Below are 15,855 nucleotides of genomic sequence, written 5' to 3' on the forward strand. Positions count from 1 at the left end.
CCAATTACCGATCGCCCAGCGATTATCGAATCAAGTCGTAAGAAATATCGGTCTTGGCGGGAACGATGGTATTGCGATCGAGTTCGTCTAGCAAGGTGTTGACAATCCAGTTGAGCAGGTTGATTGCTCCTTGATAGCCATAGGTGGCATAGCGGTGCAAGTGGTGGCGATCGAAGATTGGGTAGCCAATTCGTACGAGTGGGGTGTGGGTGTCGCGCCACAGGTACTTACCGTAGGAATTGCCGATCAGTAAGTCTACAGGTTCGGTAAAGAGGAGCGATCGCATATGCCACAGATCCTTACCACCCCAAATCTTGGCAGTGTTACCAAAGGGGCTAGCATCCAAGATTGCTTGCAATTCTTGCTCGAATACTTCGTTGCTGTTTGACACTACGATGTGTACGGGTTCAGCGCCCACTTCTAGGAGAAACTGTACTAGTCCGATGACGAGATCTGGATCGCCATACAGAGCAACGCGCTTGCCGTGCAACCATGCTTGGGAATCAGTCAGCGCATCCACTGCACGTCCCCGTTCGTCTTCTAATTCTTTGGGAATTGGCTGTCCGGTGAGTTCTGATAGTTTCATCAAAAACTCATCCGTGCCTCGGATACCGACAGGACGGGTAACTGAAGTGGTTTGTTTCCACTCTTTTGTGATGTACTCTCGCGTCTTGGTGGTAGAGTATGCTTGGAAGGCGATCGTTGCTTCAGCATTAATCGAATCTGCTGCATCTTCTAAGGGAGTGCCACCCTGGTACATCCTGTACTCGCCATCATTAGGAGAGTCGAGGTAATCTGAATTATCTGCCAGTAGAGTATAGTTAACGCCCATCAAGGATGCTAAACGCTTGACTTCCCGCAAGTTGCCAATATATGTTTCAAAACCAGGAATAAAGTTGATCTTGCCGTTGGTTGTTGCTTGCTTCTTGCCTTCAGTCAGATTTGACAGAATTCCTTTCATCATGTTGTCGTAGCCCGTAATGTGGGAGCCGACAAAGCTGGGCGTATGGGCGTAGGGAACTGGAAAATCTTCGGGTACAGATCCCTTTTCCTTGGAAGTTTTGATAAAAGCACCCAAGTCATCTCCAATGACTTCTGCCATGCAGGTAGTGCAAAGGGCGATCATTTTCGGCTTGTAGAGATTGTAGCTATTCGCCAAACCATCAATCATGTTGTTGAGTCCGCCAAACACCGCTGCATCCTCAGTCATAGAGGAAGAAACAGCAGAAAATGGTTCTTTGAAATGGCGAGTAAAGTGGCTGCGGAAGTAAGCTACGCAACCTTGAGAACCGTGAACGAAAGGCAGAGTACCTTCAAAACCTACAGCAGCCAGGATTGCGCCTAAAGGCTGACAAGCTTTAGCAGGATTCACGGTCAAAGCTTCACGAGTAAAATTCTTTTCGCGGTATTCCCAGGTTTTCGTCCAGTCTGCAACGCGGGCAACCTCTTCTGGACTATGCCCACCTTCAAACTCTTTTTTAGCCTGAAATAACTCTTGGTACTCGTCCTGATGAAACAGCGTAGCGTGATCCTTAATGGTGTCTATGTTGTTTTGAGCCATGACTGTTCTCCAATATTAGGGGCTGGGGGAAGAAAGTGGTGTGTGGTGCGTGAAGAAAGGGTGTAGGGTGTGGGGTGTGGGGTGTGGGGTGTGAGAAGAGGCAAGAGGTTTTACTTACAACTTACGAATTGTCTTGCTCCCTCAGCTCCCTCAGCTCCCTCAGCTCCCTCAGCTCTCTTTCTTCCACGGAGCGCCGATTAAACTCCATGTCGGGCTATTCAGCGCTAAATCCATATCTCTAGCAAAAATTGCAAAGCCGTCATAACCGTGATATGGACCGGAGTAATCCCAGGAGTGCATTTGACGGAAGGGCAGCGCCATTTTCTGGAAGACGTATTTTTCTTTAATTCCAGAAGCAATCAGATCCGGCTTCAATTCTTTAACAAACTGCTCGAATTCAAAAGCAGAAACGTCATCGTAGATCAACGTGCCATTTCCGATGTAGTGAGTGGTACGCTTGTAATCGTCGCCATGACCGAATTCATAGCCAGTACCGATCAACTTCATCCCCAAGTCATAGAACGCTGGGACGACGTGACGAGGACGCAAGCCACCAACCATCAATGCTACAGTCTTGCCTTCGAGACGCGGGAGATATTTCTTTATGACTGCATCGCATTGTGCCTGGTATTTAGCGATAACTTCTTCTGCTTTTTGCTGAATTGTTTCGTCAAACTTAGAAGCAATCTCCCGCAAGGACTCAGCAATCTTGGTGGGACCAAAGAAGTTATACTCCAACCAGGGAATACCATAAGCCTCTTCCATGTGACGGCTGATGTAGTTCATGGAGCGGTAGCAGTGAACCAAATTCAGCTTCACTGTTGGAGTCATCATCATTTCGTGGAGCGTGCCGTCTCCCGACCACTGGGCGACTACGCGCAAGCCAATTTCTTCTAGCAGGATGCGGCTAGACCAAGCATCACCGCCAATGTTGTAGTCACCGATAATCGCAACATCGTAGGGTGTCCCTTCAATGCCCAACTCTTTCTTCTTCTTATCTGCTTGGGGGAAAACCCAGTCACGGATAGAATCATTAGCAATGTGGTGTCCCAGCGATTGGGAAACTCCACGGAAACCTTCGCAGCGTACTGGAACAACGGTTTTACCAATTTCTTTCGCTGCCTTTTTCGCTACGGCTTCAATATCATCTCCAATTAGACCGATGGGACATTCAGATTGGATGGAAACGCCTCGGTTGAGTGGGAAAAGTTCGTCTAATTCGGTAATCAGCTTCGCGAGTTTTTTGTCACCGCCAAAAACGATATCGCGTTCTTGGAAGTCGGAAGTAAATTGCATTGTGCCGAAGGTGTCGATCCCTGTCGTACCGATGTAGTAGTTGCGACGACCAGACCAGGAGTAATAACCGCAACCTACGGGACCGTGACTGATGTGGATCATGTCTTTAATTGGACCCCAGACCACACCCTTAGAACCTGCGTAGGCACAGCCACGGGTGGTCATGGAACCAGGGACGGATTTGATATTCGATTTAACGCCGCAGTCGGATTTTCCTTCTTCGTAGACGTTGAGGTGTTTTTCTCGTTTTTTCTTGGCTTTATCTGGGTAAACTTCTAGGACTTCTTTAATCAGTGCTTTCTTGTCTACTGTCGTGGTTGCTTGTTCTAGAGTCGTGTTTTCAGGAGGTGTCATAATTTGCCTCTCTTGAGTGTAGGGAGTCGGGGTGAAGAAAGGGTGTGGGGTGTGGGGTGTGGGGTGTAGGGAGTCGGGAGTCGGGAGTCGGGAGTCGGGAGTCGGGGAAGAAGATAGTAGTTAAATTCCCCTTGTCCTCCTTGTCCTCCTTGTCTCCCTTGTCTCTCTTGTCTCCCTTGTCCCCTGAGTCTGAATTAGACGGCAGCAACTTCTTCCGCAGTTTTGCCAACGAGATGCTCGTATTCTTTGTCGTCGCCAAGGATACCGAATTCGACGAGTAACTCTTCCAATTCGTCCATCGAAATTGGGGTGGGAATGGTGAGCTTGTCGTTTTCTTTGATCTTCTTGGCAAGGGCGCGATACTCGTTGGCTTGGTTGCAATTGGGTGCGTACTCAATTACAGTCATGCGGCGCAGTTCTGCGTGTTGTACAACGTTGTCGCGTGGTACGAAGTGGATCATTTGGGTGTTGAGCCGAGCTGCTAAAGTTTCGATCAGTTCGATTTCTTGGTCAACTTTGCGGCTGTTGCAGATTAAACCACCCAAGCGTACACCACCAGAGTGAGCGTACTTGAGAATGCCTCGTGCAATGTTGTTGGCAGCATACATCGCCATCATTTCACCAGAGGTGACGATGTAAATTTCTTGTGCCTTACCTTCGCGGATTGGCATAGCAAAACCGCCACAAACTACGTCACCTAATACGTCGTAAGAAACAAAGTCGAGGTCTTCGTAGGCTCCGTTTTCTTCTAGGAAGTTAATTGCGGTGATGATACCACGACCCGCGCAGCCTACACCTGGTTCGGGACCGCCAGATTCTACGCAGCGGACATCTTTGTAACCTGTGAGTAGAACTTCTTCTAGTTCTAGGTCTTCTACTGCGCCCCGTTCGGCAGCTAGGTGTAGAATGGTGGTTTGGGCTTTACTGTGCAACATCAAGCGAGTGGAGTCTGCTTTGGGGTCGCAGCCTACGATCATAATCCGTTCGCCTAATTCAGCCAAACCTGCGATCGTATTTTGAGAAGTGGTGGATTTACCGATCCCGCCTTTACCGTAGAATGCAATCTGTCTAATATTGTCAGTCATGGTTGTTTCTCCTGAAATTAGTTAGTGGTTGTTGGTCTGGGTTGTGTAGCGACGATCGCCTATTTATCCGCGATCGCTTAGCTCGAACATCGCTGGGGGCGATCGCTCAACTGCTAAAACTTTAGGAACTGGAACAGAGAAATCTTGCATAGATATTGCTAATTACGCCTATTTATGCTTTGTAACTGCTAAACTGCTTCTACTAACAAGTTTTGGTTGACGCGCTCTTGTAACTTTGCTTCAATCGCAACTTTGAGGGTTGCCGTACTGCTAGAGCAAGAACCGCACGCACCTTGCAGCGTCACTTGGACGCGATCGCCATCCACGTCGTACAGTTCCACATCTCCCCCATCGGCAATTAATAGGGGTCTAACTTCTTCATCCAAAACTTTTTGAATCAAGGCAATTTTTTGCACGTTTGTCAGCGGACGTTGCGACTCCTTCGTAGCTGCAATACCTGTAGCAACCTGTACGCCTACAACTCGTTCCCGTTGCACGGCAGCAATCAGGTCATCGATATCTGCCAGACAAGAACCGCACCCGCCACCCGCCTTCACATAACTCGTTACTTGTTCGGCAGTGGTGAGGTTGTTTTCCCGAATTACGCGGCGAATCTTGGACTCGCTGATGCCAAAGCAACTGCAAACCAATGCCCCTTCATCTTCTTCGTGGACGGCTAGTGGAATACCTCGGTATTTATAAATCGCTGCTTCTAGCGCTTCCTGCCCCATCACCGAACAATGCATCTTAGCTTCTGGCAATCCGCCCAGGAAGTCGGCAATTTCCTTGTTAGTGACTTTGAGCGCTTCATCTAAGGTTAAACCCTTAATTAACTCAGTCAAAGCAGAAGAAGAAGCGATCGCGCTGGTGCAGCCAAAAGTTTGAAAGCGCGAATCCAGAATTTTATCGCTATTGACTTCAATCTTGAGGTGCAGTCTCAGGGCATCTCCACAAGCAATGCTGCCCACTTCGCCAAATACAACTGCTATTCCTGGTTCGCGATCGTCTTCTAGCAATCCCTGGTTTTTAGGATTGTAGAAGAGTTCCATCACTTTGTCTGTATAGTCCCACATGGCACAATTTGGTTGTTGGTTGTTGGTTGAGTGTTGTTGGTTGGCAGTTGACAGTTAACGGTTGACAGTTATTTCTCCCCTGCCCCTGAAGCCCCTCTACTCCTATCGATGAGCTAATGTTTCTTCCCGACCTTGCAGCCAATCGGCTTGGTCGTTGTTGAAGGGGGAGAGGGCGCGGAGGCGTTCGATGATTCCAGGCATTACTGCCAAAACCGTATCAACCTCGGCATCTGTGGTGTAACGGGAAAGGCTAAACCGGATCGAACCATGCAACGTCGTGTAGGGTAAGCCCATCGATCGCAAAACGTGGGATGGTTCTAAAGAACCAGAAGTGCAGGCAGAACCGGATGAGGCGCAAATGCCAAATTGGTTCAGAGATAATAGGATGGCTTCACCTTCGATATACTTAAAGCCGATGTTGGTAGTGTTGGGCAATCTGTTTTTGCGTAGCTTGCCGTCGAAGACATCGCCATTAACTTCACAGTTGGGGATTGTCTCAAGTAGAGTTTTTTCTAAGCGATCGCGCAGTTGCTTTTGTTTGTTGGTCGTGGCTGCTAAATGCGCCAGTTCGATTTCGGCAGCTTTACCCAAAGCAACGATTCCTGGTACGTTCTCCGTTCCCGCCCTACGTCCGCGTTCCTGATGTCCTCCTACTAATAGGGGGCGGAATCTGACACCTCGCCGCACGTACAAAGCACCAATACCCTTGGGTGCGTGTAACTTGTGACCGGACAAAGTTAATAGATCTACAGTGCTAGTCTTCATATTCAGGGGAATTTTCCCTACTGCTTGCACCGCATCGACGTGGAAGATAGCGCCATACTCTTTGACTCGCAATCCAATCTGTTCGATCGGAAATACTACGCCTGTTTCGTTGTTGGCATACATAATCGTGACTAAGGCTGTATTACCTGTCATTGATGCTGCCAACTCATCCAAATCGATTTGTCCCTGGCGATTTACGGAAAGATAGGTAACGGTATAACCTTGAGTTTCCAACTGCTTGCAGACATTCAGCACTGCTGGATGTTCTACTTGAGTCGTCACAATATGCCGCTTGTCTGGTTGTGCTTGCAAGGCGGCGCGAATGGCGGCGTTATCTCCTTCCGTACCGCAACTCGTGAAGATAATTTCTGAATCATCTGCGCCAATTAGGGCTGCAACTTGTTGCCGTGCTTGTTTTACCACTTTGCCGACTTGCCCGCCAAAAGAATGCATACTGGAGGGATTGCCGTAATATTCGCTCAGGTAAGGCAGCATTGCTTCTACAACTTCTGGGTCTACCCTAGTGGTGGCGTTGTTGTCGAGATAAATGCAAGTTTGCATGATTAGGGAGTAGGGAGTAGGGGATTGTAGGGGCGGGTTTGTTCGCGAATACCTGAACTAAAACCAACAATCTTGCGGTTCAACCCGCCCGTGCATTAGTTATGAAGCGTAGTCAATTTCAGATCGGAGAATTTTTCGGAGTAAGTATCAAACCAGCGTTCCCAATAGTCTTGTTTCTTGGTTAACTTACCAACCAAGCGGTTGTAGGTAGTAAACCACGATTCCCAATAATCGCTAGGTTGTGGAATACAACCGTCATATGTGGGACAACCAGCAGCGCATTGAGGTACGCTATAAGCACTGCCAACGCAGTTTGTACAAAGAGTGGGATCGATCCAGTGCTTGCCGTCAGTGACTTTGATAGCATCCGTGGGGCAGACAGAAAGACAACGGTTGCAGGAAATACATTGGCTGGTAATTTTGTAAGCCATGACTATTCTCCTTGCTGATTTTGCAGATATTGCGCGTAAAATTCACTTGCAACTTTCTCAATCACGTCGTAAGCTTCAACAGCCTGGATTCCAGCTTTGTGCAATTCTTCTTGAGGACAATGACCGATCTTAGAAACCAAAACTGCTTTGCAATCGGCGATCGCTTTGATAATGTGGTCTAGAGTCGCTTCCTCGCCATATCCACTTTGGCAATAGTGGTCGATTTTGCGGTGTCCGACAAATTTAGCTTCGTTGGCATCCACTTCAAAAACTTGGAATTCCTTCGCATGACCGAAGTGCTGGTTAACCAAACCGCCGCCTTTGGTAGCAACTGCAACTAAGATTTTTGGATTGTCCTGTAGAGACGTTACATGTAACGTCTCTACAGTATGCAATGTCTCTATAGCTTTCTCTTTGACAGCTTTGATTTCTTCCTTAGACTTCTCAATTCCGGCGTGAACTTCTTGGCGTGTCTCCAAGTTATACTCTGGAGTCATTTCCATGAATTTCTCTTTAGTAAATTCCTGGCTGCGGTCTTCGCCTAACAATCCCACTGCATCGGCGCGACACTGACGACAATGGCGCATCATTTTCATGTTGCCAGAACACTTATCCTGTAATGACTTCAGTTCTTTGGGTGTGGGTCCGCGCTGACCCGTTAAACCGAAGTGAGTACCGTGTTCTGGGGCAGAGATCAGGGGCATGATATTGTGGAGAAATGCCCCGTTAGCACGAATAACTTCATCGACTTCGGCTAGATGCTCGTCATTGACTCCTGGAATCATGACCGAATTCACTTTGCACAGAATATCGGCTTCTCTGAGGGCTTGCAATCCTTCCATCTGCCGTTCGTGCAGAATCTTGACTCCTTCAATCCCTCTGTAGCGCTTGCGTCTGTAGTGAACCCAAGGATAAATCTTCTCGCCAACCTTTGGGTCAACCATATTAATAGTAATAGTGACGTGATCGACATTCAATTGTTTAATGCGATCGACGTAATCGGGAAGCATCAAGCCATTGGTTGACAAGCAAAGTTTGATATCCGGTGCTTTGTCTGCAATCAACTCAAAGGTGCGAAAAGTCTTTTCTGGATTCGCTAAAGGATCTCCAGGTCCCGCAATTCCCAACACGGTCATCTGAGGAATCTTACCTGCAATTACCAAGACTTTGTGCGCTGCTTCTTCCGGTGTTAATAACTCGCTGACAACACCAGGACGGCTTTCATTCGCACAGTCATATTTCCTGTTGCAATAGTTGCACTGAATATTACAAGCTGGTGCTACTGCAACGTGCATTCTAGCGTAGTGGTGGTGCGCTTCTTCGCTATAGCAAGGATGCTTCTCGATCCGCGCCTTCATTTTTTCATCTAAACTGGGTGCGGCATCGGTTTTACTGCTACAACCACAACTGCCAGATTTAGTTTTAGTTTTTGCTGGTGCTGCGGTGGGGGTTAGGAGTCCGGTAGGTGGTGGGGTCATTGAAGTTTTTGTTGGTGCATCAGGTGTTTAGCGATATAGGTTTTATAGCAGCCGCCTCAAAAGATGCTGTTGCCGTGGTTCGGGATAGAATTTATTGAATTGATTAAACTTGTACTCAAAAATTGCAGCTTTTAAATACCAAGGTTTTAGCAGTTTTTAAAAAAAGTTTTTGGGTATGGGTGCTAGTATTTTTTGACTGAGGTACGAGTATTTATGGTGAAGGGGTTCAAGTATTTCTGTACTCGCTTTAAACTTAAGCATAATAAGGGTTTAAATGCGATTTGAGTTGCTTTTTGCTTTTTTCCGTTCTGTACTCAAATCGTATGCGATCGCCCCCCAAAGCGCCATCTACTTAGGCAATTCGAGGGTAAAGAACCAGAGTAGTCAATTTAGAACTAACCCAGTGACTTCACGGAATTCAATTCTGTATCTAAAATATCACTTTTTTGCCGAACAAACTAAATTAAGATTATTTTAATTATTTAGATAGCGATCGCAATTTAGCTTACAAACCCTCGATCGCAGATGAGTACAAGTTAATATATCCAAAAAACAGTTATAAAAATGCCGTTAAATCCTGTTGGGTTAAGAGTTTAGTTTTGAGTACACAAATACTGACTCCCTACCCCGATCAATACTAGTACCCCTAACTTAAAAATACTAGTACCCCAACTCCAAAAAAACTTTTTTTTAGCTTGCAAATCCCAATTGAGTTGGGGTTTAGATTAATTGAGTACAAATTAATATATCCAATAAATCCAATCGACATCGGCTGCATAGCTGCGGGTAGAGCTGCCTGATATAAGCAGAGATAACACACGGCTCCTCCACCCCATCAAGTCCGATGCAACAGATCTCCAATACCTTTACAACCCAAAAGACGGACAAACAATTGCGTTTGTCATTTTTGCAGCCATTATTGACAGATTTTCAGATTATCTTTGATCGCGATCCGGCAGCACGTAATTGGTTCGAGGTACTTTGTTGCTACCCTGGCTTTCATGCAATGGTACTGCATCGTCTCGCGCACTGGTTGCATTGTCATGGAGTTGCGTTTGTTCCCCGCTTGATTTCTCATCTAGGACGATTTTTAACGGGAATTGAAATTCACCCAGGCGCACAGATCGGGCAAGGCGTGTTTATCGATCACGGTATGGGCGTAGTAATTGGAGAAACTGCGATCGTCGGAGACTACGCACTGATCTATCAAGGTGTCACCCTTGGCGGGACAGGGAAAGAAACTGGTAAACGCCATCCTACCTTGGGCAAAAACGTAGTCGTGGGTGCAGGTGCGAAAGTTTTAGGCAATATTCAAATTGGCGATCGCGTCCGCATTGGTGCAGGTTCAATTATCTTGCGAGATGTCCCCTCAGACTGTACTGCGGTAGGAGTTCCTGGGCGCAATATTTGCCATAAAGGTGTGCGTGGCTGTCCCCTAGAACACGCAAAACTACCTGATATAGAAGCAAGCATCATTCGTTCTTTATTAGAACGGATCGAAAAACTCGAACAACAATTAAAAGTCAAAAGTTAAAAATCAAAAGTCAAAAAATAGGAGACGGAAGAATCAAAATACACTCTTCCCGGCTCCCGATTCCCGACTCCCGACTCCCGATTTTCAAACCAAATCTAATAATTTAAGACTGCTATAGCAGTTCTAAATGATTTGAAAAGCAGGCTAGAAGCCTGCTCCGTTTGTAAATCAAATAGGATTGCTATATATCCCGTAATTAATAATTGAGAAAAATTTTAAAAAGGACACCTTGCTTATGTTTCAGCCCACCAGTTCCGATCCAAATGTCCAAATTGTCGAGATACCTGTCAGCGATCGCTGGCGAATTTACCACCGCTTACAAGAGTTAAGTATCCCCTGTTGTTGTCCTGTGGATGGTTCTTTAGTGGTTGAAGTTAATAGTGCGATCGCTGCCTTTCTCGTCCGCAGCACCGTACAGCATTTCTTAGCCACTCGCCAAGAATTACTCGATTGGTTAGAACGCTGCTGGACAGCAGACATTTTTTCTTAGTTTGTCATTTGTCATTTGTCATTTGTGAGTACTGTTTTAACTTTTCACTTTTGACTTTTGACTTACCAATTACCAAAATCAAAAGGAGAAAATTAATGACACAAGCAACTGTATTACGTAATTTCGGAGAAGTGCTAGATAACCCCATTGGTTTAGGGCATGAAGTTACCGTTCCCGTTTGTGAAGGATTAAATATTATCCTAGCAAGTTTTCAAGCTCTTTATTTACAATATCAAAAGCATCACTTTGTCGTTGAAGGTGCAGAATTTTATATGCTGCACCAGTATTTCAGCGAGAGTTACGAACAAGTTCAAGCACACGTACACGACGTTGGCGAACGCTTGGATGGACTAGGCGGCGTACCAGCAGCTAGCTTTACTAAACTCGCAGAATTGTGCTGTTTTACGCCAGAAGCAGATGGAATTTTTTCCTGTCGCCAAATGGTAGAAAACGATCTGCAAGCCGAACAAGCAGCGATCGATCTCATTCGTCGTCAAGCTGCTCAAGCAGAAAGTGTAGGCGATCGCGCTACTCGCTATTTGTACGAGCAAATTTTATTGAAGACTGAAGAACGTGCCTTTCATCTCGCTCATTTCTTAGCAGAAGATAGCCTAACTTTGGCTTTTGTTCAACCTGCGAATGGGACATAGATGTAAGGCTGCATCACCATGAGTTAGATTAGGCTCCCCTACCTATGATTCTTTGGCAATACGGTTTGATTTCCATAGATCAATTAGCACGAACTTTTGCTTGGCTAGAGAACAAACCTCACATTACTCTTAATGGGTAACATTATGTTTACAGTCTTAGTTGCTATCCTCAGTTTGATAGTTGTTCCTGCAATTGTGAATGGCTGTTTCGGCTATTTGTTATTGCGATCGATGAAGTAAATTTTGCTGGCATCCTACCATTTTGAACGGCTACACACACTTTGATACATCTTGGAAGCGTCAATGCAAAAATCTTGGCGATCCCTCAACTTGCTTCAAAAGGGGGCAGAAGTCCTCCCCTTTTCAAGGGGGGCTGGGGGGGATCTTGCCTTAACCGAAAAGTATTGACACGCATCTGAGATTGAAATCTGAAACTCAAGAGCGAAAACCTAAATGCTACGAGGGCTATTGTGCTATGAATCCGATCGCGATTAATGACACGACACTACGAGATGGAGAACAGGCGGCGGGTGTTGCTTTCACAATTGAGGAAAAAATAGCGATCGCCAAATTTCTAGACGCGATTGGTGTAAGTGAATTAGAAGTTGGTATCCCCGCAATGGGAGAAGTTGAAACTAAAGCGATCGCGGCAATTTCTGAGTTGGGTTTGTCAGCTAAACTTTTAGGTTGGAACCGCGCCACAATTTCAGATCTTCAGGCTTCTATCGCCTGTGGTTTGCAGCGAGTACATATATCCATTCCCGTTTCTGAGATTCAAATTGCTGCCAAGTTTCACGGACAGTGGCGCGTAATGTTGCAAAAACTCAAAGATGCGATTACTTTCGCCCGCGATCGCAATCTTTGGGTAGCAGTCGGGGGTGAAGATTCCTCTAGAGCTGATGAAAATTTCCTTTTGGATGTCGCCCTTTACGCTCAAGAGTGGGGCGCATCAAGGTTTCGCTTTTGCGACACTGTAGGAATTCTCGACCCTTTTACTACATACACCAAAGTCAAGCAATTGGTGATGTATTTATCGATGCCTGTAGAAATGCACACCCATAATGACTTTGGCTTGGCAACGGCAAATGCTTTAGCTGGACTGCAAGCGGGAGCCTTATCGGTAAATACAACAGTGAATGGTTTGGGGGAAAGAGCTGGCAATGCGGCTTTAGAAGAAGTCGTCATGGCACTCAAACGCCTTCAAGGGATCGATTTGGGGATTGACACGACGCGGTTATTAGAACTGTCCCGACTGGTAGCAACCGCATCGGGTTGCAAAGTACCTCCTTGGAAGGCGATCGTGGGTGAAAATACTTTTGCTCATGAATCTGGTATTCACGCTCATGGCGTTTTGCAAAATCCCGTGACTTACGAGCCATTCGCTCCCGAAGAAGTGGGGTGGGAGCGGCGTTTAGTCGTAGGCAAGCACTCAGGTAGGCACTTAGTATCTCATTTGCTACAGCAGCAGGGCATTAGTTTAAACACAGATGAAACCCAATCCATCTTAGATGCAGTACGGCAGCAATCGGTACAAAACAAACGCAGCCTCGATCTGCAAGAACTAATGAATCTAGTTCCATTTCATCACATGAAAAAAACAAATAATCCCTCCTCTGCCGCTCTGCCCCTCTGCTCCTCTACTGCCTATTTGTATGAACCTTAAGTGAAACCGTACAATCCTATCTCAGAGGTAATCCCATGCAATCAGATGAATTAGAGCTAGACTTGCCACCAGCTTTTGAAATTGGCTCAAAAGTAAAAACTCGCAAGCTAATCCGCAACGATGGTACGTACCCAGGGCAAGAAATTGGCGCAACACTAGCGAAAAAGGGAGAGATCGGCTACATCGTCAGTATTGGTACGTTTTTGCAAAATTCCTATATCTACGCCGTGCATTTTATCGAAAAAGGTTTTATCGTTGGTTGTCGCAAAAAAGAACTAGAAGCAGTTGAGGAAATCAAATGAAAGTCATGTTGCGTCAAAATGCTACCGGACATTTGGTAATTTATGTTGCCAAAAAAGATCTTGAGGAAGAAGTAGTAAACCAAACAGAAGGATCTGAGGGTAAAATTTTTACCTTAGCTAACGGTTGGGAACTAGCAATCCCAAATTTACCGGAACCCATGAAATTACCGCAGACTGTAGAGGCTAAAAGGCTCTGCAAACGTACTCACAAGGAGTAGGGGATATGAGCAAGCTTAAACACGATCGCCTGTTGGCATTTCATGTAGAAGGGAAATTTTTAGGTTTTACTGTCGATCGAGACAGTACACCTAAATACTTGCAACTAGAGGTTGCAACCGGACAGTTGAGGATTAAAATCGCCAAACAGTCCCGTTTTAGGCTTGGATCGACCTTAAAACCTGGCGATCGGATTGAAGTCTTTGGGGAGCAAAAGTTCAAGTACGAGACAGGCGAATTTAAATTGAAAGCCGATCGCATTCACAAGCTGACGGCAAACTCAGATAATGACTCCGATCGCCAACCAGAAAACGGCAAAGTGAAGATTGTTGCTTGTTATAAGCCGGGTTGTCTGAAAAAAGGTGGCAGCAAATTGGTGTCTGTTCTAGAAGGGGTGTTGCGCGATCGCGGTTTAGGCGATCGCGTTACTATTCAAACAACAGGCTGTTTGAAACGCTGTTCTCAGGCTCCAAATCTCATCTTAAAACCTGACAACCTCAGCTTAAACAACATGACTCCTGAAGCCGCGATCGCCGCGCTGTTGGAGCGGGTGGACGAGCATTTCGCATAACGCTTTCATCCAGTTCTGTGCTAGGTCATCAATTGCCGAGTCGATGTCCAACACCTGAACTTTTCTGTATCGACAAACTCTATTAAGTCTGAAAATATTGTATTTATCTAATTAAGTTAAGTTTTTATCAATTTGCTATGTAATTTCTAGAGTTCGCCTATGAGTAAATTTAGATTCTAAATCTTATGATTCAATTTTTTCTAAAAATATAACCAAATTGTCTACAAAACTTCATTGCTATAGCAATCTTATTTGATTCATGAACGTAGGCTTCTAGCCTGCGGCAGGCTAGAAGCCTAGTTTACAAATCATTTAGAACTGCTATAACGTTATAGCTGTGAATTGTCAGCTATTTTTTAACTCAAGAACGAGCAAAAGATTAACGCTTAAATCTACCTTTCGTATCTGCTCAAGGCATTTATATCTATTCCTTGTGTGGGTTAGATCGGTCAAAAGTTTTAAACCTTCTCTGCCGCGTGTCAGCCCGTGATGGTGCGGGCTGTTTACTTTTTTATGAAATGTCAGTTTGATTGAAATAGCCCAGAGAAAAAGGTTATCTCAACCCAAAGAAAACTTCTTGGGGCGATCGCTTAATCCAATCGCCACCACCTCTGTTTGTGGATTATCTTTTTTCTCATATAGACATGATTGTTCTATGTTGCATAAATATATTTACATAGTTTTTAAAATTCTGTAATATACAGATCGTTAATTAACTAAATTGAGTAAACTGATATAAGAACTAGAGTAAGTTTGTGCTTAGCTTGCGATGCATTATCGCTAGCTGTTCCAGAATTAGAACAAAGAAAGCTCAATCGACTATTAAGGTGTATATATTACGAACGAGGCTGTTATGACAGTGATTTACGCGCAGGCAATATTTGACTCTCCCAAAAAATCACCTGTCATGAAGTATTGGAAATATCGCAAACGTGCCAAAGCCCTACGTCATGTTCAGTGGACTTACGAAGTCGATTTGAAGAGAACGCTCAATTGGCTTGAGTTAATAGATTGGATTTTCTACCTGCATAGCCAAGGTTTAGAGCCTGCTGCGTTAGATGAATTCATCACTTTCTGTGGGTGGTATTTTCCCCAGTTAGCGGAAGGCAAGCCTCACCAATAGTAGCGATCTGCGATCGCAAGATCGAGCTAAGATACCAATTTCGCGCCATCTGCTCCCATAATTATATCGGCACTGTGAAACACAGTGCTTTCTCTTGGCAAGGATAAAACGGTGGGGGATTGGCAAGACATTCACGGATATCTTTAAGCTGCACGAACCGCTAACTCCTAGAAGGGGAACAATCGGATAGATTGCTCTGCATCAAAATTAGTACAAACAATTGCGATCGCAATTATGCATCACTATTTCTTACAGCAAGACGTGCTAAAACGCACGACTTTATAAGCATGTTTCATCAATAGCGTTCGCTAACTGCACGCCGCTCGGTGCGAACAGAAATATCCCTGCCGCTAGATATTGTTGCTGTCCTTCTAGTGCGTAAGTTGCTCCAGCCACAAAGTCTACTGCTCGTTGTGCTATCTCTGCATCCATCTGTACAACATTTAAGACTAGCGGTTGACCTTGCCACAGAATTTCGACGGCTTGCGTCACTTGTTCAAAAGACTGTAGCTGCATGACTACCACTTGTGGTGTCTTCTGTTCTAGTTGGGGTAGACTCCTCTGTTTGTTTGCTGTCAAGTCAGCCGCTCTTCTTTCCCGCCGCCGCACTACACTTGCAGGAAAAGCAGCTCTTAATTTTCCGTAATTCGGTTGAGACAATTCCTCTTCTAGTTCGGATACCTCTAGCTGATGCATCATCAT

At 45.5% G+C, this 15,855-nt stretch carries 19 protein-coding genes; 10 read left to right on the forward strand and 9 right to left on the reverse strand.

Annotated features, from left to right (window positions below; all coding sequences use genetic code 11):
• Nucleotides 1-22: 22 nt before the first annotated feature.
• The 4 genes from nifK to nifH form a co-directional block, all read right to left on the reverse strand.
• Complete coding sequence (gene nifK / locus DSM107010_RS06660) at nt 23-1,561, reverse strand: nitrogenase molybdenum-iron protein subunit beta (RefSeq protein WP_106171456.1); 1,539 nt, start codon at nt 1,559-1,561, stop codon at nt 23-25.
• A 168-nt stretch (nt 1,562-1,729) separates the two neighbouring features.
• Nucleotides 1,730-3,211: a nitrogenase molybdenum-iron protein alpha chain gene (gene nifD / locus DSM107010_RS06665; RefSeq protein ID WP_127022625.1), complete on the reverse strand. Its 1,482-nt coding sequence runs from the start codon at nt 3,209-3,211 to the stop codon at nt 1,730-1,732.
• Nucleotides 3,198-3,419, reverse strand: a complete 222-nt coding sequence (locus tag DSM107010_RS06670; protein WP_158631745.1) for a hypothetical protein — start codon at nt 3,417-3,419, stop codon at nt 3,198-3,200. Before DSM107010_RS06670 ends, nifD begins: the two co-directional genes overlap by 14 nt.
• Nucleotides 3,406-4,296: a nitrogenase iron protein gene (gene nifH / locus DSM107010_RS06675; RefSeq protein ID WP_015156515.1), complete on the reverse strand. Its 891-nt coding sequence runs from the start codon at nt 4,294-4,296 to the stop codon at nt 3,406-3,408. The genes DSM107010_RS06670 and nifH overlap by 14 nt, the downstream gene beginning before the upstream one ends.
• Before the next feature lie 2 nt (nt 4,297-4,298).
• Here nifH and DSM107010_RS42080 point away from each other — a divergent pair, with 2 nt between their 5' ends.
• The gene (locus DSM107010_RS42080; RefSeq protein WP_256498613.1) at nt 4,299-4,421 is read left to right on the forward strand and encodes a hypothetical protein; all 123 of its coding nucleotides are present in this window, start codon (nt 4,299-4,301) and stop codon (nt 4,419-4,421) included.
• Between the two features lie 63 nt (nt 4,422-4,484).
• Here the strand turns inward: DSM107010_RS42080 and nifU are convergent, their stop codons facing one another.
• The 4 genes from nifU to nifB all read right to left on the reverse strand — a co-directional run bounded on the left by nifU (nt 4,485) and on the right by nifB (nt 8,604).
• Nucleotides 4,485-5,369: a Fe-S cluster assembly protein NifU gene (nifU, locus tag DSM107010_RS06680; RefSeq protein ID WP_106170937.1), complete on the reverse strand. Its 885-nt coding sequence runs from the start codon at nt 5,367-5,369 to the stop codon at nt 4,485-4,487.
• Between the two features lie 102 nt (nt 5,370-5,471).
• The gene (nifS, locus tag DSM107010_RS06685; protein WP_106170940.1) at nt 5,472-6,695 is read right to left on the reverse strand and encodes a cysteine desulfurase NifS; all 1,224 of its coding nucleotides are present in this window, start codon (nt 6,693-6,695) and stop codon (nt 5,472-5,474) included.
• 95 nt (nt 6,696-6,790) lie between these two features.
• Nucleotides 6,791-7,126, reverse strand: coding sequence for a 4Fe-4S binding protein (locus tag DSM107010_RS06690; RefSeq protein ID WP_015156518.1), 336 nt, complete (start codon nt 7,124-7,126; stop codon nt 6,791-6,793).
• Between the two features lie 2 nt (nt 7,127-7,128).
• The gene (gene nifB / locus DSM107010_RS06695) at nt 7,129-8,604 is read right to left on the reverse strand and encodes a nitrogenase cofactor biosynthesis protein NifB (protein ID WP_106216734.1); all 1,476 of its coding nucleotides are present in this window, start codon (nt 8,602-8,604) and stop codon (nt 7,129-7,131) included.
• A gap of 844 nt (nt 8,605-9,448) precedes the next feature.
• Here nifB and cysE point away from each other — a divergent pair.
• The 9 genes from cysE to DSM107010_RS06740 all read left to right on the forward strand — a co-directional run bounded on the left by cysE (nt 9,449) and on the right by DSM107010_RS06740 (nt 15,153).
• Entirely contained in the window at nt 9,449-10,138 is a 690-nt protein-coding gene (cysE, locus tag DSM107010_RS06700) for a serine O-acetyltransferase (protein WP_106167275.1), read from the forward strand.
• Between the two features lie 235 nt (nt 10,139-10,373).
• The gene (locus tag DSM107010_RS06705; RefSeq protein WP_106167274.1) at nt 10,374-10,628 is read left to right on the forward strand and encodes an Asr1405/Asl0597 family protein; all 255 of its coding nucleotides are present in this window, start codon (nt 10,374-10,376) and stop codon (nt 10,626-10,628) included.
• Nucleotides 10,629-10,723: 95 nt separating this feature from the next.
• Nucleotides 10,724-11,278: a DNA starvation/stress protection protein DpsA gene (gene dpsA, locus DSM107010_RS06710; RefSeq protein WP_106167273.1), complete on the forward strand. Its 555-nt coding sequence runs from the start codon at nt 10,724-10,726 to the stop codon at nt 11,276-11,278.
• A gap of 44 nt (nt 11,279-11,322) precedes the next feature.
• Nucleotides 11,323-11,418 carry a DUF2949 domain-containing protein gene (locus DSM107010_RS42850; RefSeq protein ID WP_106167272.1) on the forward strand — a complete coding sequence of 32 codons (96 nt, stop codon included), beginning with the start codon at nt 11,323-11,325 and terminating at the stop codon, nt 11,416-11,418.
• Between the two features lie 335 nt (nt 11,419-11,753).
• Nucleotides 11,754-12,941 (forward strand): homocitrate synthase, encoded by a 1,188-nt coding sequence (gene nifV, locus DSM107010_RS06720; RefSeq protein WP_106167271.1) that lies wholly within the window; start codon nt 11,754-11,756, stop codon nt 12,939-12,941.
• A 35-nt stretch (nt 12,942-12,976) separates the two neighbouring features.
• Nucleotides 12,977-13,243, forward strand: a complete 267-nt coding sequence (locus DSM107010_RS06725; protein ID WP_015156524.1) for a nitrogen fixation protein NifZ — start codon at nt 12,977-12,979, stop codon at nt 13,241-13,243.
• Nucleotides 13,240-13,461 (forward strand): putative nitrogen fixation protein NifT, encoded by a 222-nt coding sequence (gene nifT, locus DSM107010_RS06730; RefSeq protein ID WP_015156525.1) that lies wholly within the window; start codon nt 13,240-13,242, stop codon nt 13,459-13,461. Before DSM107010_RS06725 ends, nifT begins: the two co-directional genes overlap by 4 nt.
• A gap of 5 nt (nt 13,462-13,466) precedes the next feature.
• Complete coding sequence (locus tag DSM107010_RS06735) at nt 13,467-14,030, forward strand: (2Fe-2S) ferredoxin domain-containing protein (protein ID WP_106167270.1); 564 nt, start codon at nt 13,467-13,469, stop codon at nt 14,028-14,030.
• 853 nt (nt 14,031-14,883) lie between these two features.
• Nucleotides 14,884-15,153 carry a hypothetical protein gene (locus DSM107010_RS06740; protein WP_015156527.1) on the forward strand — a complete coding sequence of 90 codons (270 nt, stop codon included), beginning with the start codon at nt 14,884-14,886 and terminating at the stop codon, nt 15,151-15,153.
• A 279-nt stretch (nt 15,154-15,432) separates the two neighbouring features.
• Here the strand turns inward: DSM107010_RS06740 and DSM107010_RS06745 are convergent, their stop codons facing one another.
• Nucleotides 15,433-15,855, reverse strand: a complete 423-nt coding sequence (locus DSM107010_RS06745) for a cell division protein SepF (RefSeq protein ID WP_015156528.1) — start codon at nt 15,853-15,855, stop codon at nt 15,433-15,435.

This window comes from Chroococcidiopsis cubana SAG 39.79, from assembly GCF_003991895.1.
GTDB lineage: Bacteria > Cyanobacteriota > Cyanobacteriia > Cyanobacteriales > Chroococcidiopsidaceae > Chroococcidiopsis > Chroococcidiopsis thermalis.

Coding starts and splice junctions, on each gene's coding strand:
- nifK (WP_106171456.1), bottom strand. CDS start 1,561: ATGGCTCAAAACAACATAGACACCATTAAGGATCACGCTACGCTGTTT.
- nifD (WP_127022625.1), bottom strand. CDS start 3,211: ATGACACCTCCTGAAAACACGACTCTAGAACAAGCAACCACGACAGTA.
- nifH (WP_015156515.1), bottom strand. CDS start 4,296: ATGACTGACAATATTAGACAGATTGCATTCTACGGTAAAGGCGGGATC.
- nifU (WP_106170937.1), bottom strand. CDS start 5,369: ATGTGGGACTATACAGACAAAGTGATGGAACTCTTCTACAATCCTAAA.
- nifS (WP_106170940.1), bottom strand. CDS start 6,695: ATGCAAACTTGCATTTATCTCGACAACAACGCCACCACTAGGGTAGAC.
- DSM107010_RS06690 (WP_015156518.1), bottom strand. CDS start 7,126: ATGGCTTACAAAATTACCAGCCAATGTATTTCCTGCAACCGTTGTCTT.
- nifB (WP_106216734.1), bottom strand. CDS start 8,604: ATGACCCCACCACCTACCGGACTCCTAACCCCCACCGCAGCACCAGCA.
- cysE (WP_106167275.1), top strand. CDS start 9,449: ATGCAACAGATCTCCAATACCTTTACAACCCAAAAGACGGACAAACAA.
- DSM107010_RS06705 (WP_106167274.1), top strand. CDS start 10,374: ATGTTTCAGCCCACCAGTTCCGATCCAAATGTCCAAATTGTCGAGATA.
- dpsA (WP_106167273.1), top strand. CDS start 10,724: ATGACACAAGCAACTGTATTACGTAATTTCGGAGAAGTGCTAGATAAC.
- DSM107010_RS42850 (WP_106167272.1), top strand. CDS start 11,323: ATGATTCTTTGGCAATACGGTTTGATTTCCATAGATCAATTAGCACGA.
- nifV (WP_106167271.1), top strand. CDS start 11,754: ATGAATCCGATCGCGATTAATGACACGACACTACGAGATGGAGAACAG.
- DSM107010_RS06725 (WP_015156524.1), top strand. CDS start 12,977: ATGCAATCAGATGAATTAGAGCTAGACTTGCCACCAGCTTTTGAAATT.
- nifT (WP_015156525.1), top strand. CDS start 13,240: ATGAAAGTCATGTTGCGTCAAAATGCTACCGGACATTTGGTAATTTAT.
- DSM107010_RS06735 (WP_106167270.1), top strand. CDS start 13,467: ATGAGCAAGCTTAAACACGATCGCCTGTTGGCATTTCATGTAGAAGGG.
- DSM107010_RS06740 (WP_015156527.1), top strand. CDS start 14,884: ATGACAGTGATTTACGCGCAGGCAATATTTGACTCTCCCAAAAAATCA.
- DSM107010_RS06745 (WP_015156528.1), bottom strand. CDS start 15,855: ATGATGATGCATCAGCTAGAGGTATCCGAACTAGAAGAGGAATTGTCT.